The following is a 15,339-nucleotide window of genomic DNA, read 5'->3' as shown; positions in this document are numbered from 1 at the left end:
CGTACCCCGGCAGCCTGCCAGCACCACACAGGGAAGGACTGTGAAACCTTACGACCTGAGCGTCTCTGTCTCTCCGCGCTTCGTGCCAGAACAGTCCGATCCCGGCGAACAGCAGTTCGTGTTCGCCTATACCGTCCGCATCACCAATACCGGCGAGCATCCCGCCCAGGTGATCAGCCGCCACTGGATCATCACCGACGGCAACCAGCGCGTGCAGGAAGTGCGCGGGCTGGGCATCGTCGGGCAGCAGCCCCTGCTGGCGCCCGGCGAGACCTTCGAATACACCAGCGGCTGTCCCCTGCCCACGCCGGTGGGCACGATGCGCGGCACCTACCACTGCGTCGGCGAGAACGGCATTCCGTTCGAAGTGCCGATCTCCGAATTCGTCCTGGCCATGCCGCGTACCCTGCATTGAATGGCCTGGCCATCAGCCGCCTGTTTTGTTATTTGCTCATGAAGCGCATTCTCAGTCTGTCCGTGCTGTCCGTATTGCTGGCGGCATGTTCCACCCCCTCCGACATTCCCCCTGACTCCGGTTCCTCGTCCGGCCTTCCCGGTGCGACCGCGCCCGCGGCCGACGGCCCGCTGGTGGTGCCGCCGCTGTCGGCCCTGCCCGACACGCCGCCGCGCGCGCTGGCGGGCAAGTACAAGGCCGGCACCTGGGCCGAAATGCCGGGCTGGACCAATGACGATCTGTCGCGGTTCTGGCCCCTGTTCCTGCGCAACTGCCGCGGGCTGATGCGGCCCACCAGCGGCAACCTGGCCGCGCCCGCGCGCGCCACGCCCCGCGCCTGGCAGCCGGTTTGCGCCGCCGCCGCCGATCCGGCCCGCGCTCCGGCCGCCGGCGACAGCGAGGGCGTGCGCCGCTTCCTCCAGACCTATCTGCAGCCCTGGCGCCTGAACGCCGCCGACGGCAAGCCGGCCAGCAATACCGTGACGGGCTATTACGAGCCCCTGGTGCGCGGCTCGCGCCGCCAGGGCGGCAGCCACCAATGGCCGCTGTATTCCGTGCCGGCCGACCTGCTGACCATCGACCTGGGTTCGATCTATCCGGAACTGGCGGGCAAGCGCGTGCGCGGCAAGCTGGACGGCAAGCGCGTGGTTCCCTACGACACGCGCGCCGCCATCGAATCGTCCGGCCGCCGTCCGCCCGTGCTGGTGTGGGTCGACGACCCCGTGGACAACTTCTTCCTGCAGGTGCAGGGTTCGGGCCGCGTGCAGCTGACCGAAGGCCCCGATTCCGGCAAGACCATCCGCGTGGCCTACGCCGACCACAACGGCCAGCCCTACGCGTCCATCGGCCGCTGGCTGATCGATCGCGGCGAACTGACCGCCGACCAGGCCTCCATGCAGAACATCCGCGCCTGGGCCCAGCGCAATCCCAAGCGCGTGCCGGAAATGCTGAACGCCAATCCGGCGGTGGTGTTCTTCCGCGAAGAGGCCGTGGTCGATCCGGAACAAGGGCCCAAGGGCGCCTATGCGGTGCCGCTGGCGCCGATGCGCTCGATCGCGGTCGACGCCGGTTTCGTGCCGCTGGGCGCGCCGGTGTTCCTGGCCACCACCTATCCGGCCTCCGACCGGCCGCTGCAGCGCCTGGTGCTGGCCCAGGACACGGGCACGGCCATCCGCGGCGCCGCCCGCGCCGACTTCTACTGGGGCTACGGCGATGACGCCGGCCAGCAGGCTGGCCGCATGAAGCAGCGCGGCCAGATGTGGGTGCTGTGGCCGAAACAGGCCGGGGAGCCGAGCGCAAGATGAGCCATCAGATTGTCGTTTGCGGGGCCGGCATCGTTGGCCTGTCCACCGCCCTGGCGCTGGCCCGCCGCGGCCAGCGCGTCGCCGTGCTGGCGCCGCGCGCCAGCGTGCCGGCGGCCGATCCCGACCGCTACCATCCGCGCGTCTACGCGATTTCGCCCGCCAGCCAGCGTTTCCTGGCCGAGCTGGGCGTGTGGGACGCCATGCCGGCGTCGCGGCTGATGCCGGTCAGCGCCATGGAGATCCACGGCGACGCCGACGGCCAGGTGAACCTGAACGCCTGGCAGGCGGCGCTGCCGCAGCTGGCGTGGATCGTCGAATCCGGCGAAATCGAGCGCGTGCTGATCCAGGCCGTTCGCATGTTCGGCATTCCCTGGCTGGAAGACCGCTGCACGGGCTACCAAGACGGCGCCATCGACACCGAAAGCGGCGCGCGCATCCAAGCGGAACTGTTCGTGGGCGCCGACGGCGCGGCGTCGCCGCTGCGCGAGGCCGCCGGGCTGAAGCATGAATCCGTGTCCTACGACGATACCGGCCTGGTGGTGCACCTGGACGCGGAACGCCCGCACCAAGGCACCGCCTTCCAGTGGTTCCGCGACGACGGCGTGTTGGCCCTGCTGCCGCTGCCGGACACCTCCGCCGGCCCGCAGGTGTCCATGGTCTGGTCCATGCGCAGCGAGCAGGCCCAGACGTTGCTGGCGCTGCCGCCCGAAGAGCAGGCTGCCCGCCTGGAGGCCCTGCTGGCGGACGCCGCCGAAGGCCGCCTGGGCACGCTGAAGGTCCGCAGCAAGCTGCACGGCTTCCCGCTGACGCTGGAACGCGCCCAGATGGTCGCGCCCGGCATCGCGCTGGCGGGCGACGCGGCCCACCGCCTGCATCCGCTGGCGGGGCAGGGCTTGAACCTGGGCCTGGGCGACGTCGAGGCCCTGGCCCGCGTCGTCGCCGGCCGCGAGTCCTACCGCGCGGCGGGCGATTTGCGCGTGCTGCACCGCTACCAGCGTGCGCGCGCCGAACCGGTGCTGGCCATGCGTCTGGCCACCGACGGCCTGCACAAGCTGTTCGCCTCCCGGGCGACGCCGCTGGTCTGGCTGCGCAACGCCGGCATGCACTGGGTGGAACGGGCGCCGCTGATCAAGCGCCGCCTGATCACGGGCGCCTCGGCCAACTAGCCGCCGTCGCCCGCATCTGCCGGCGGAACCTCGCCCGGCGGCGGATTGTCTGATGCTAAGGGGGCGCCTGCCCGGGCAGGCCGGATCCGCTTCAGCGCGTATCGGTTACCCTTTCCACGCTGGAACACGATAGACAAGTACAGGAGTACCGATGAATTTCCGCATATCCGCCACCCTGGCGGCTTGTTTCCTGGCCGCGGGCCTGGGCTTGTCCGCCACGGCTTCGGCCCAGGGCGACAAGTCTGTCTCCACGCAGTCCGTGGGGCAGCCTGCCAAGGGCGACAAGAGCTATTCCACCACCCAGGTGGCGCCGGCCGATCCCGTGGCGGATGCGGTCAAGGACCGTTTCAAGCAGCGTTTCACCGGCATGGACGTGACGGCCGTGCGTCGCACGCCCTATGGCCTGTTCGAGGTGCAGCTGGGCATGGACCTGATCTACACCGACGAGAAGGTGACCTGGGTCATGGAAGGTCCGCTGATCGACGCCATGACGCGCCGCGACGTGACCCGCGAATCGCAGGAGCGCCTGAGCGCCGTGTCGTTCGACCAGTTGCCGCTGGACCTGGCCATCAAGCAGGTCAAGGGCGACGGCTCGCGCAAGGTGGCGATTTTCGAGGACCCCAATTGCGGCTACTGCAAGCAGCTGCGCAAGACCCTGGAAAACGTCGACAACATCACTGTCTACACCTTCCTCTATCCCATCCTGTCGCCGGATTCCAAGGACAAGGTGCGCGACGTGTGGTGCTCGAAGGATCCGGGCGCCACGTGGGACGACTGGATGCTGCGCGGCAAGAAGCCCGCCACCGCGAATTGCGACGTGCCCGAGGACAAGCTGCTGGCCCTGGGCCAGAAGCTGATGGTGCGCGGCACGCCCACTTCCTTCTTTGAAGACGGTTCGCGCGTCAGCGGCGCCTTGCCGCTGGATCAATTCAAAGCCCGCTTGAACTGACCGGCGCGCGGCGCCGGCCGGGAGGCTGGCGCCGCGGGCGCCATGCCACCCGGAGACAACCCTTGAAAATCGCAATACTCGACGATTACCACGACGTAGCCAAGCGCTATGCGGATTGGACCTCGCTGGGCGGCAACGCCGAGGTGCGGATCTTCAACAACTACATTCCCGAAGGGCAGGTCGAGCCATCGCTCGAATCCTTCGACGTGATCGTCGCCATGCGCGAGCGCACGCCGTTCCCCGCGGAACGGATCCGCGCGCTGCCGAACCTGCGCCTCCTGGTCACGACCGGCATGCGCAACAACGCCATCGACATGCAGGCTTGCGCCGAGCAGGGCATCGTCGTGTGCGGCGCGCCCGGCAGTGCCGACGCCAACACCGCCACGGCCGAGCTGGCCTGGGCGCATATCCTGGGCCTGTTCAAGCACCTGCCCGCCGAAGACGCCGCCATGCGCCGCGGCATGTGGCAGACGGGCATGCCCGAGCCGCTGGCGGGCAAGCGCCTGGGCGTGCTGGGCCTGGGCAAGCTGGGCGCGGCGGTGGCCAAGGTGGGGCAGGCCTTCGGCATGGACGTGGTGGCCTGGAGCCCCAACCTGACCGATGAGCGCGCCGAGGCCGCGGGCGTGAAGCGGGTGGACAAGCACGAACTCTTCGAGACTTCCGACGTCATCAGCCTGCACCTGATCCTGTCCGAGCGCAGCCGTCACGTGGTCGACGCCGCCGCGCTGGCCGCCATGAAGCCGACGGCCTACCTGGTCAACACCTCGCGCGCCGGCCTGGTGGACCAGACCGCCCTGATGGACGCACTGGTGAAATTCCGCATCGCCGGCGCCGGCCTGGACGTCTATCCCGAGGAGCCGCTGTCGCCCACCGATTCCGTGCGCGACCTGGACAACGTGATCCTGACGCCGCACCTGGGTTACGTCAGCCGCGAGAACTTCGAAGCCTTCTACCAGAACGCGCTGGAAGCGGTGAAGGCATGGAAGGCAGGCAAGCCCATCCGGGTGCTGAACGCATAAGGGCCGCATTCGCCGCGGCCCAAAAGAAAAAGGCTGCTTGCGCAGCCTTTTTTGTTTGCGCGCGGTTTTCAGCCGCGCGTGAACGTCACCTTCTTTTCGACGATGGCGCCCGGTTCCTGCGCGGGCGGGGTATCGCCACAGGCTTCGCCGGCGTCCGTCTGCGGATCCTCGGCGTCGAATGCCGTGTCGCCGTTGGCGTCGGGCACGCCGGTGGGCTTCAGGCCCACAAAGTCGAACAGGTCGCGGTCCATCAGGTGCGACGGCACCACGCGCGACAGCGCGTTGAACACGTTCCACGAGCGGCCCGGATGCTGCTTGTCCCATTCCTTGATCATGCGGCCCACTTCCTTGCGCTTCAGGTTCTCTTGCGAACCGCAGAGATTGCAGGGAATGATGGGGAACTGCTTGAGCTCCGCATAGGCGATCAGGTCGGTTTCCGGCACATAGGCCAGGGGGCGGATGACCGTGTGGCGGCCGTCGTCCGACACCAGCTTTGGCGGCATGCCCTTGGCCTTGCCGCCATAGAACAGGTTCAGGAAGAAGGTGCCCAGGATGTCGTCGCGGTGGTGGCCCAGCGCGATCTTGGTCGCGCCCAGCTCGGAGGCGACGCGGTACAGGATGCCGCGGCGCAGGCGCGAACAGAGCGAGCACATGGTCTTGCCCTCTTCCAGCACGCGCGTGACGATGGAATAGGTGTCCTGCGTCTCGATGTGGAAGGGCACGCCCAGTTCAGTCAGGTACTGGGGCAGGATGTGGTCGGGAAAGCCCGGCTGTTTCTGGTCCAGGTTGACGGCGATCAGCTCGAACTTGAAGGGCGCGCGCTTCTGCAGCTGCAGCAGGATGTCCAGCATCGCATAGGAATCCTTGCCGCCCGACAGGCAGACCATCACGCGGTCGCCGTCTTCGATCATGTTGTAGTCGGACAGGGCGCGCGTGGTTTCGCGGGCCAGGCGCTTGGTCAGCTTGTTGCCTTCGTGGCGGGCCTTTTCTTCGGCTTCGGTGCGAAAGCGCACCTCGGGGGTAGCTATGTCGTTCATGGTCAACGCGTGATCTGGATTTCCACGCCCACCGCCGCGCAGTCGGAAAAGGCCATGGGCTTGCTGATGCGCAGGCGCAGCGCGCGGATTTCCTGGAAGTCGGCCAGCAGGCGCGCCGCGACCTGTTCCGACAGGGTCTCGATCAGGTTCACGTGCGCCTGCGTGCATTCTTCCACGATGGCCTCGCGCAGCCGGCGGTAGTCCAGCACGCTGTGGATGTCGTGGTCGTCGACCGAGCGCTGGATGTCCACGTCGAATTCGGCGTCGACGTGCAGGGGCTGGGTGGCGCGGCGCTCGTGCTCGAGGATGCCGATGCGGGCGTCGAGCGCGAGCCCGGAAAGAATGATGCGGCGTGTAGGCATGGTGAAAACCTGGGTGGGGTAGCCCGGAATTGTAAGGCGGCGGCGGAATGGCCGCGGCGCGCTGGCTACAATCCGGCCATATCCGGGCGCCCGCGAGGCGCGGGCGCAGTCAATAAGGGGTGAAATGCAACAGATGCACGATTCGGTCATTGTAGGCGGCGGCCCGGCCGGCGCCTCCTGCGCCCTATGGCTGGCGCGCCTGGGCCTGTCCCCGCTATTGGTCGAGGCCGGTCCCCGGCTCGGCGGCCTGGGCAATGACAATCCGTTCGCGGATGACTGGATCGCCGTGCTGCCCGGCGTGACCGGGCAGCAGGTCGCCGCCAATATCGACACCAGCGTGCGCGCCGCCGGCGTGCCGCTGCGCCTGGAAACCCGAGTCACCGGGGTGCGTCCCTGCAAGGGCGGCATCGAGGCCACGCTGGCCGGCCCGGACGGCGCCGAATCGCGGGTGCGCGGGCGCACCCTGGTCATCGCCTCCGGCGTGCGCGCCAAGGGCCTGCCTGACCATCCGCCTGGCGCGTCCTGGCCGGGCGTGCTGATCGGCCCCGGCTCGCCCATCGTGGCGCAGGACTATTCCGGCCTGTCCGTGGCAGTGCTGGGCGGGGGCGACAACGCCTTCGAGAACTACGTCTATGTGCGCAACCGCGGCGCCCGCCAGGTCCATCTGTATGCCCGCAGCGTCCGCGCCCAGCAGCAGTGGGTGACGCGCGCCGGCCGCGAAGGCGTGCACATCGGCCCGTACAAGGTGGATCCCGCCAACCGCAGCGTGGACGGCAGGCAGTACGACCTGATCCTGGTCTTCTACGGCTGGGAGCCCCAGGCCGGCTTTGCCGACAGCCTGCACCTGGCCCGCGACGAGCGCGGCTACATCCGCACGGACTTCGCCACCGCCGAGACCAGCGTGCCGGACATCTACGCGGTGGGCGAGGTGGCCCACCGCATGCATCCCTGCGTCGTGACCTCCATGGCCGACGGCGTGGTGGCGGCCAAGGCCATCCAGCGGCGCTGGGAGCGCGGCGGCGAGTAGGGCGCTCAGCCTTCCAGCAGGAACGACAGGACAGCCTCCTCGAACGCTTCCGGCAGTTCGACGTTCGTCAGATGCACGGCGGGTAGCGTCAACAGTCTGGCGCCCGGAATGGCGGCGGCGATCTGCTCGCCATGGCTGGCCGCCGTGACCGTGTCGTGCTGGCCGGCGATGACCAGGGTCGGATTGGGAATCAGGGCGATGGTCCGGCGCAGGTCGAAATCCCGCACGGCGGCGAATGCGCCCGCCAGGCCATGCTTGTCGGTGTTCAGCAGCACGGCGCGGAATGGCTCGATGGCGGGGTTGCCCTCCTGCAGCCAGGACGCGGGAAACCAGTTCTTCAGGAAGGTCGCGGTGGTTTCGGACATGTCGTCCGCCCGTAGCGTGGCGGCGATGCGCTCGTCCCATTGCGGCGTGGGTCCCAGATAGGCCGAGGTGTTGCTCAGGATCAACCGGCCGACGCGCTGCGGCGCATGCACGCCCAGCCATTGGCCAACGATGCCGCCCAGTGACAAGCCCAGGAAATGCGCGCGCTCGATGCCCAGCCCGTCCATCAGCTCCAGCACGTCGCCGCCCAGCCGGTCCAGCGAATACGGGCCTTGCGGCACGCTGGACGCGCCATGGCCGCGGTAGTCGTAGCGCAGCACGCGGAAGTGACGGGTCAGCGCGGGAATCTGCGCGTCCCACATGTGCAGCGTGGTGCCGATGGAGTTTGCCAGCACCAGCGTGGGCAGGTTGGCGGCGCCGTCGTAACGGTAGGCGATGCGGGCGCCGTCGCCGGCGGTGAACCAGGAAATGTCTTGCATGATGGTTTGCCTCTTGATGGTTGGGTGTGAGGCAAATCGTAGTTGCACGTCGATCAAGAAAAAATTACAAAGTTCGCACAATCATTGTCGGAAAAACAGACATGAGCGAGTTCACGCTGCACGATCTCCAATGCTTCGACGCCGTGGCGCGGGCCGGCGGTTTCCAGGCCGCTGCGGCAACGCTGCACCGCTCGCATCCCGCGGTGTTCGCTGCCGTGGCCAAGCTTGAACGGCAACTGGGCCTGGCCCTGCTGGACCGCAGCGGCTATCGCGTCAGCCTGAGTGCGGCCGGGCAGTCATTCCACGTGCGCGCGCAGTCGCTGCTGCGCGAGCTGAACGCCTTGCGCGCCCATGCCGAACAACTGGCCATGGGCGAGGAAACCGAGCTGCGCATCGTGATCGGCGATTTCTGTCCGCGGCCCTACGTGCTGGGCTTGCTGAGCCGCTTTTTCGCGGACTGTCCGGCCACGCGCCTGGACCTGCACTTCGAGGCCGTGGCGGGGCCGCAGGAACGCCTGTACGACGGCGAGGCCGATCTCATCCTGCATCGCGTCGACAAGAGCGACGGCCGCATCGAATGGGTCGACCTGGCCAAGGTGCCCTTCGTGCCGGTGGTGGCGCCAGGCTTTCTGCGCGGGCCCATGCCGCGCGCGATCAAGCCGGCGCTGCTGCGCGACTACACGCAATGCGTCATGCGCGACACCGCCAGGCATACGCCGCAGCAGGACTACTTCACGGTTGAAGGCGCGCGCCAATGCACGGTCGCCGATCAGCTGATGAAGAAGGAAATCATCGTGCAAGGCATGGGCTGGGGCCACATGCCGCGCTTCCTCGTCGAGGACGAGTTGCGCGACGGCCGCCTGCTCTCGATCGCCAACCGCCATCTGCCGGGCAGCGTCGAGGATCTGGTGGCGGCGCGGCGCACGGACCGCGCGCAAGGACCAGTGTCGAACCGCTTGTGGCAGTACCTGCAGAAAGCGGCGCCGGCCTTGCGCCGCGCGCTGGCGTCGAGCCGCGGCCGCTAAGGGAAAATACGCATGGCATAGCGCCACACGCTTCTTCAGAATGCCTTCCAGACGCGAGTTCGTCTTCAAATTTTCGCCGACTGCCAGTGTTGCCAGTCAGGCGTAGGGCAAAAAGGCCCGAGCCGGAATATCCGGCTCGGGCCTTTTCGTTTTCCGTTTGTCTATCGCTTTTCTTCGAATGGCGTTTCGATGCGCCGTGGGCGCAGCTTTGCCTGAAGAAACGAGGACGCTGCGGGCGGACGGCTGTCGTCGTGATGTGGTCGGCAAAGGCGCCTGCCCAATCCCGGGCAGCTCAGGGCTTGCAAGCAAGCCCCAGCCGGAGGCTTGCCTTCAGAAACGCACAGGAGCGCAACGATGAGCGTATACAACCGCCGCCGCTTTCTGCAGCACAGCGGCTCCATGGTCCTACTGAGCGCCGCGTCGGGGATGGCAGCCTTGCCCCGCCAGGCCTATGCCCAAGACACCGTCAAACTGGGCTTGCTGCATTCCCTGTCCGGCACCATCGCCATCGCCGAGGCATCGCTGGTGGATGCGGAGAAACTGGCGATCGAAGAGATCAACGCCGCGGGCGGCGTGATGGGGCGGAAGATAGAGCCAGTGGTCGAGGACGGCGCCAGCGAGAACGCCGTGTTCGCCGAGAAGGCGCGCAAGCTGCTGGACCGCGACAAGGTCGCGGCCATCGTGGGCTGCTACACCTCGGCCTCGCGCAAGGCGCTGCTGCCGGTGCTGGCGCGCAGCAAAGGCCTGCTGTACTACCCCACGTACTACGAGGGACAGGAGCAGGATGCCCGGGTGTTCTATCCCTCGCAGGAGGCCACCCAGTCGGTCATCGCCGCGGTTGAATGGATGGCGCGCGAGAAGGGCAAGACCTTCTTCCTGGTTGGCTCCGACTACATCTATCCGCGCACCTGCAACAAGATCGCCAAGCCGGCCATCGCGCACATGAACGCCAAGGTGGTGGGCGAGGAATATGCGCCGCTGGGACACACCGAGTTCTCGTCCATCATCAACAAGATCAAGGCGGCCAAGCCGGACTGCATCTACAGCACGGTGGTCGGCGGCTCCAACGTGGCCTTCTACAAGCAGCTGCGCGCGGCGGGGCTGGACGGCACGCGCGTCGTGCTCCTGTCCACGGTGGTGTCCGAGAACGAGATTGAAGGCATAGGCAAGGACAACGCGGCGGGCTACTACGCCTGCATGGGCTACTTCCAGAGCCTGCAGAATCCGGCCAACGAAAAATTCGTCAAGGCCTTCAAGGCCAAGTACGGCCAGGACCGCGTCATCGGCGATCCGATGGAGGTCGCCTACAACAGCGTGCACCTGTGGAAGCTCGGCGTGGAGAAGGCCGGCTCGTTCGATCCCGACAAGGTCATCGCGGCGTCGGCCGGGCTGACGCTGCAGGCGCCGGAGGGCACGGTGCGCGTGCACGAGACCAACCATCACGTGTGGAAGAAGGTGCGCGTGGGCAGGGCGCGGCCGGACGGGCAGTTCGACATCGTCTGGGAGTCGGCCGACCTGATCGAGCCCAATCCCTTCCCGAAGCTGTAGCTGGCATCCGCGAGCGCTGGCAAGCCCATGGCCGGCGGCGCTGCCGCCGGCATAGCCTGGAACGTGACCATGAATATCGACATTGCGGCAATGCAGTTATTCAACGGCATCAGCCTGTTCAGCATTCTCCTGTTGATGGCGATCGGCCTGGCCGTCGTGTTCGGCCTGATGGGCGTCATCAACATGGCGCATGGCGAACTGATGGCCATGGGGGCATACACCACCTACCTGGTCTCGCTGGCATTCCACCATTGGGCCCCGGCATGGATGGACATCTACCTGTTCCTGGCGATACCGCTGGCCTTCCTGGTCACCTTCGCGTTTGGCTACTTGCTCGAACGGGGCTTTATTCGCTGGTTCTACAACCGTCCGCTGGACACGCTGCTCGCGACCTGGGGCCTGAGCCTGATCCTGCAGCAGGCCTACCGCTCGCTGTTCGGCGCGCAGGAGGTCAGCGTGCCGCTGGCTTCCTGGCTCAGCGGCGCATGGGAGCCCACGCCCGATCTGCAGTTTCCGCTGAACCGCATCTTCATCCTGGGCCTGACGCTGCTGGTGGCCGTGGGCGTGTACCTGCTGCTGTACCGCAGCGCCTGGGGCTTGCGGGTGCGCGCGGTCACGCAGAACCGCGCGATGGCGGGCGCCGTCGGGATCAATACGCGGCGCGTGGACGCGCTGACCTTCGCGCTGGGCTCCGGCCTCGCGGGCATCGCAGGCTGCGTCTTCACCATGATCGGGTCGACCAACCCGGGCACGGGTCAGCTCTACATCGTCGATTCCTTCATCGTGGTGGTGTTCGGCGGCGTGCAGAGCCTGCTGGGAACCGCCTTCTCCGGACTGGCGATCGCGCAGTCCCAGACCACGCTGGAGTACCTGATGAGCGGCTCGATGGCCAAGGTCACGATCCTGGTCCTGGTGATCCTGGTTCTCTACTTCCGCCCGAACGGGCTGTTCGCCAACAAGACTCGGGGATGACGCGATGAAGGCCCTGCACCGGAAAACCGAAGAGATTGCCATCCTGCTGGTCGCGGCGCTGATTCTGGCCGTGCTGCCGCTGTCGCTGGACCCGTTCCGGCTGAACCTGGTCGGCAAATACATGGCGTTCGCCTTCGTGGCGATAGGCATCGTGCTGACCTGGGGCTACAGCGGCGTGCTGAGCCTGGGGCAAGGCATCTTCTTCGGGCTGGGCGGCTACATGATGGCCATGTTCCTGAAGCTGGAGGCCTCCGCGCCGGAGCTGCCCGATTTCATGGTGTGGAGCAGCGTGGACAGCCTGCCCGTGTGGTGGCAGCCGTTTCATTCGCTGACCTTGACGCTGTTGCTGATCGTGGCACTGCCTGGCTTGGCCGCCTATCTGTTTTCGCTGGCGATCTTCCGCAAGCGGGTCAGCGGCGTGTACTTCGCCATCGTGACACTGGCCCTGGCGATGACGCTGACCGTGCTCATCGTGGGCCAGCAGGGCGACACCGGCGGGGCCAACGGCATCACCGATTTCCGCACCCTGCTGGGCTGGGACATCGTCGGCGATGACGGCAAGCTGGTGCTTTACTTCATCGAAGCCTGCGCGCTGGTCGTGGCGATGCTGGCGGCGCTGGCGGTGGTGCGCAGCCGCCTGGGCAAGATCCTCATCGCCATCCGCGACCGCGAGGACCGCGTGCGCTTCTCGGGCTACGACACCGCGCACGTGAAGGCCTGCGTCTTTGCGGTGGCCGCGGTGCTGTCGTCCATCGGCGGCGCCTTCTTCACCTTGCAGGTGGGCCTGATCTCGCCGGGAGCCATAGGCGTGGTGGCGTCGATCGAGATGGTGATCTACGCCGCGGTCGGCGGGCGGCTGTCGATTCCCGGGGCGGTGGTGGGCGCCTTGCTGATCGGTTTTCTCAAGTCCTATCTGTCCGAGACGTTTCCCGAGGTCTGGCTCTACTTCCTGGGCGCGATCTTCATCGTGGTGGTCGTCGCCATGCCCAACGGGCTGGCGGGGATCTTCGGCCAGATCCAGGCGCGCCGCGCCGCAGGGAGCGCGCGATGAGCGCCGCCCTGGACCTGCAGGAGTCCGCCAGCATGGACATGAGCAGCGACCGTCCGGCGCCTGGCGCCATCCTGAGCGTCGAGGACCTGACGGTCTCGTTCGACGGGTTCCGCGCCGTCGACGGACTCAGCCTGCGCGTGGCGCAGGACGAGCTGCGCGTCATCATCGGCCCGAACGGCGCGGGCAAGACCACGCTGCTGGACATCATTTGCGGCAAGACCCGGCCATCGTCGGGCCGCATGATGTTCCAGGGCCGCGACCTGGTGCGGATGGCGGAATTCGACATCGTGCGCGCCGGCGTCGGGCGCAAATTCCAGACGCCGTCGGTCTATGAAGACCTGACGGTGCTGGAGAACTTCGAGATCTCGCTGCCGAACGCGCACGGCGTCTTCCGCTCGCTGCGGTTCCGTCGCACGGCGGAGATCCGCGAACGCATACAGGCCATGGCCGCGCAGGTGTTCCTGGCGGACCGGCTGGCGGAAAAGGCGGGCCGCCTGAGCCACGGCCAGAAGCAGTGGCTGGAGATCGGCATGCTGCTGATGCAGAACCCGCAGCTGCTGTTGCTGGACGAGCCCGTGGCCGGCATGAGTCCGCGCGAGCGCGAGCAGACGGCCGAGCTGCTGGCGCGCATCTCGCGCGGCAAATCCATGGTGGTGATCGAGCACGACATGGATTTCGTCAAGCGCATCGCGCACAAGGTCACCGTGCTGCACCAGGGCCGGCTGCTGAGCGAAGGCACGGTGGCCGAGGTGCAGGCCGATCCGCGCGTGCTCGACGTGTACCTGGGCCATTGAAGGAGGAAGCGCCGTGTTCCGGATCGACAAGCTGAACGTCAGTTACGGGGAGTCCCACGTGGTCCACGATGTGTGCTTCGAGGTGGCGCCGCGCGAATCCGTGGCCATCATGGGCCGCAACGGCATGGGCAAGACCACCTTGCTCAAGGCCTTGATCGGCATGCTGCGCTCGGGCTCGGGCAGCATCCGCCTGGACGGCGTCGAACTGGCGGGCATGGAAAGCTACCAGCGCGTGCGCAACGGCCTGGCGTTTGTGCCGCAGGGCCGCATGATCTTCCCGTTCCTGACGGTGGAACAGAACATCCTGACCGGCGCCGAGCGCAGCGGACTGAAGGCCGTTCCCGAGTACCTGTACCGGTTTTTTCCCGTGCTGCACGAGATGCGCCGGCGCAAGGGCGGCAACCTGTCCGGCGGGCAGCAGCAGCAGCTGGCGATCGCCCGGGCGCTGATTTCCGATCCGCGCGTGCTGATACTGGACGAGCCGACCGAGGGCATACAGCCTTCCATCATCAAGGACATCGCGCGCGTGCTGAACGCGCTGCGCGAGGAACGCGGCTTCGCGATCGTCGTGTCCGAGCAGATGCTGGGCTTCGCGCTGGACCTGGCCGACCGGTTCCTGGTGATAGACCGGGGCCGCATCGTGCACGAAGCCTGCCGCGAGAACCTGGACCAGGACAAGGTCAGATCTTTCCTGACGGTATGACCGTCATCCACCGAGGAGCATTGTCATGAGACACGGAGATATCTCCAGCAGCAACGATTGCGTGGGCGTGGCCGTCGTGAACTACAAGATGCCGCGGCTGCATACCCGCGCGGAGGTGATGGAGAATGCCCGCAAGATCGCCGACATGGTCGTGGGCATGAAGCGCGGCCTGCCCGGCATGGACCTGGTCATCTTCCCCGAGTACTCCACCCACGGCATCATGTACGACGCCAAGGAAATGTATGAGACCGCGTCGGCCATACCGGGCGAGGAAACCGCGGTGTTCGCAGACGCCTGCCGCAAGGCCAACGTCTGGGGCGTGTTCTCGCTGACGGGCGAGCGTCACGAGGAACACCCGAACAAGGCGCCCTACAACACGCTCATCCTGATGAACAACAAGGGCGAGATCGTGCAGAAGTACCGCAAGATCATGCCCTGGGTGCCCATCGAAGGCTGGTACCCCGGCGATTGCACCTATGTGTCGGAAGGACCCAAGGGCCTGAAGATCAGCCTCATCATCTGCGACGATGGCAACTACCCCGAGATCTGGCGCGATTGCGCCATGCGCGGCGCGGAGCTCATCGTGCGCTGCCAGGGCTACATGTACCCCGCCAAGGACCAGCAGGTCATGGTGTCCAAGGCCATGGCCTGGATGAACAACGTCTACGTGGCGGTGGCCAACGCCGCGGGCTTCGATGGAGTGTATTCCTACTTCGGCCACTCGGCCATCATCGGTTTCGACGGCCGCACCCTGGGCGAATGCGGCGAGGAAGACATGGGCGTGCAGTACGCCGAGCTGTCCACCAGCCTGATCCGCGACGCGCGCAAGAACATGCAGTCGCAGAACCACCTCTTCAAGCTGGTGCACCGCGGCTACACCGGCAAGATCAATTCCGGCGAGGAAGCGACCGGCGTCGCCGCCTGCCCGTACAACTTCTACGCCAACTGGATCAACGACCCGGAGGGCACGCGCAAGATGGTCGAATCCTTCACCCGGTCCACGGTGGGAACGCCGGAGTGCCCGATGGAAGGCATCCCGAACGAGGCCGCCAAGCACCGCTGAGGGCGGCCGCCGCCCATCCCGTCCGTCCGGCCAGGCGCCGGACGGCAGCTTCCCAAGGACAT

The 15,339-nt window shown here is 66.9% G+C and carries 16 protein-coding genes; 13 read left to right on the top strand and 3 right to left on the bottom strand.

All coding sequences use genetic code 11. The features are described from left to right. The first annotated feature begins 40 nt into the window (after window positions 1–40). From apaG to HWY37_RS22065, 5 genes are all read left to right on the top strand, one after another. The gene (apaG, locus tag HWY37_RS22085) at window positions 41–415 is read left to right on the top strand and encodes a Co2+/Mg2+ efflux protein ApaG (RefSeq protein WP_039882644.1); all 375 of its coding nucleotides are present in this window, start codon (window positions 41–43) and stop codon (window positions 413–415) included. Between the two features lie 38 nt (window positions 416–453). Beyond that, on the top strand, window positions 454–1,758 hold the full coding sequence (mltA, locus tag HWY37_RS22080) for a murein transglycosylase A (RefSeq protein ID WP_176089858.1): 1,305 nt from the start codon (window positions 454–456) through the stop codon (window positions 1,756–1,758). Beyond that, the gene (locus HWY37_RS22075; protein WP_176089857.1) at window positions 1,755–2,924 is read left to right on the top strand and encodes a UbiH/UbiF family hydroxylase; all 1,170 of its coding nucleotides are present in this window, start codon (window positions 1,755–1,757) and stop codon (window positions 2,922–2,924) included. Before mltA ends, HWY37_RS22075 begins: the two co-directional genes overlap by 4 nt. Before the next feature lie 151 nt (window positions 2,925–3,075). Next, window positions 3,076–3,873 (top strand): DsbC family protein, encoded by a 798-nt coding sequence (locus HWY37_RS22070; RefSeq protein ID WP_175206854.1) that lies wholly within the window; start codon window positions 3,076–3,078, stop codon window positions 3,871–3,873. 62 nt (window positions 3,874–3,935) lie between these two features. Next, the gene (locus HWY37_RS22065) at window positions 3,936–4,892 is read left to right on the top strand and encodes a D-2-hydroxyacid dehydrogenase family protein (protein ID WP_175206855.1); all 957 of its coding nucleotides are present in this window, start codon (window positions 3,936–3,938) and stop codon (window positions 4,890–4,892) included. Between the two features lie 68 nt (window positions 4,893–4,960). On the opposite strand, the gene ttcA is transcribed toward HWY37_RS22065, so the two are convergent. Together ttcA and folB are read right to left on the bottom strand one after the other, a co-directional pair. Beyond that, the gene (ttcA, locus tag HWY37_RS22060; protein ID WP_175206856.1) at window positions 4,961–5,929 is read right to left on the bottom strand and encodes a tRNA 2-thiocytidine(32) synthetase TtcA; all 969 of its coding nucleotides are present in this window, start codon (window positions 5,927–5,929) and stop codon (window positions 4,961–4,963) included. 2 nt (window positions 5,930–5,931) lie between these two features. Continuing rightward, on the bottom strand, window positions 5,932–6,291 hold the full coding sequence (folB, locus tag HWY37_RS22055) for a dihydroneopterin aldolase (protein WP_013391106.1): 360 nt from the start codon (window positions 6,289–6,291) through the stop codon (window positions 5,932–5,934). A 124-nt stretch (window positions 6,292–6,415) separates the two neighbouring features. On the opposite strand from folB, the gene HWY37_RS22050 reads away from it, so the two are divergent. Further along, window positions 6,416–7,318, top strand: coding sequence for an NAD(P)/FAD-dependent oxidoreductase (locus HWY37_RS22050; RefSeq protein ID WP_176089856.1), 903 nt, complete (start codon window positions 6,416–6,418; stop codon window positions 7,316–7,318). 5 nt (window positions 7,319–7,323) lie between these two features. Here the strand turns inward: HWY37_RS22050 and pcaD are convergent, their stop codons facing one another. Next, window positions 7,324–8,121 (bottom strand): 3-oxoadipate enol-lactonase, encoded by a 798-nt coding sequence (gene pcaD / locus HWY37_RS22045; RefSeq protein ID WP_176089855.1) that lies wholly within the window; start codon window positions 8,119–8,121, stop codon window positions 7,324–7,326. A gap of 101 nt (window positions 8,122–8,222) precedes the next feature. On the opposite strand from pcaD, the gene HWY37_RS22040 reads away from it, so the two are divergent. From HWY37_RS22040 to HWY37_RS22010, 7 genes are all read left to right on the top strand, one after another. Continuing rightward, window positions 8,223–9,146, top strand: coding sequence for a LysR family transcriptional regulator (locus tag HWY37_RS22040; RefSeq protein WP_176089854.1), 924 nt, complete (start codon window positions 8,223–8,225; stop codon window positions 9,144–9,146). A 354-nt stretch (window positions 9,147–9,500) separates the two neighbouring features. Continuing rightward, entirely contained in the window at window positions 9,501–10,694 is a 1,194-nt protein-coding gene (gene urtA / locus HWY37_RS22035) for an urea ABC transporter substrate-binding protein (RefSeq protein WP_176089853.1), read from the top strand. 69 nt (window positions 10,695–10,763) lie between these two features. Continuing rightward, window positions 10,764–11,666 (top strand): urea ABC transporter permease subunit UrtB, encoded by a 903-nt coding sequence (urtB, locus tag HWY37_RS22030; protein WP_217481286.1) that lies wholly within the window; start codon window positions 10,764–10,766, stop codon window positions 11,664–11,666. 4 nt (window positions 11,667–11,670) lie between these two features. Further along, complete coding sequence (gene urtC, locus HWY37_RS22025; RefSeq protein WP_176089852.1) at window positions 11,671–12,717, top strand: urea ABC transporter permease subunit UrtC; 1,047 nt, start codon at window positions 11,671–11,673, stop codon at window positions 12,715–12,717. A gap of 32 nt (window positions 12,718–12,749) precedes the next feature. Then, window positions 12,750–13,511: an urea ABC transporter ATP-binding protein UrtD gene (gene urtD, locus HWY37_RS22020; RefSeq protein WP_176089953.1), complete on the top strand. Its 762-nt coding sequence runs from the start codon at window positions 12,750–12,752 to the stop codon at window positions 13,509–13,511. Between the two features lie 13 nt (window positions 13,512–13,524). Continuing rightward, entirely contained in the window at window positions 13,525–14,214 is a 690-nt protein-coding gene (gene urtE, locus HWY37_RS22015) for an urea ABC transporter ATP-binding subunit UrtE (protein WP_175206862.1), read from the top strand. A 25-nt stretch (window positions 14,215–14,239) separates the two neighbouring features. After that, window positions 14,240–15,277 carry an aliphatic amidase gene (locus tag HWY37_RS22010; protein ID WP_175206863.1) on the top strand — a complete coding sequence of 346 codons (1,038 nt, stop codon included), beginning with the start codon at window positions 14,240–14,242 and terminating at the stop codon, window positions 15,275–15,277. Window positions 15,278–15,339 lie beyond the last annotated feature (62 nt).

Origin of the sequence: Achromobacter anxifer (genome assembly GCF_903652925.1) — a bacterium.
Classification (GTDB): domain Bacteria; phylum Pseudomonadota; class Gammaproteobacteria; order Burkholderiales; family Burkholderiaceae_B; genus Achromobacter; species Achromobacter anxifer.
The sequence above is the reverse complement of the archived record's forward strand: the minus strand, read 5'-3'. Positions and strand labels throughout refer to the sequence as shown.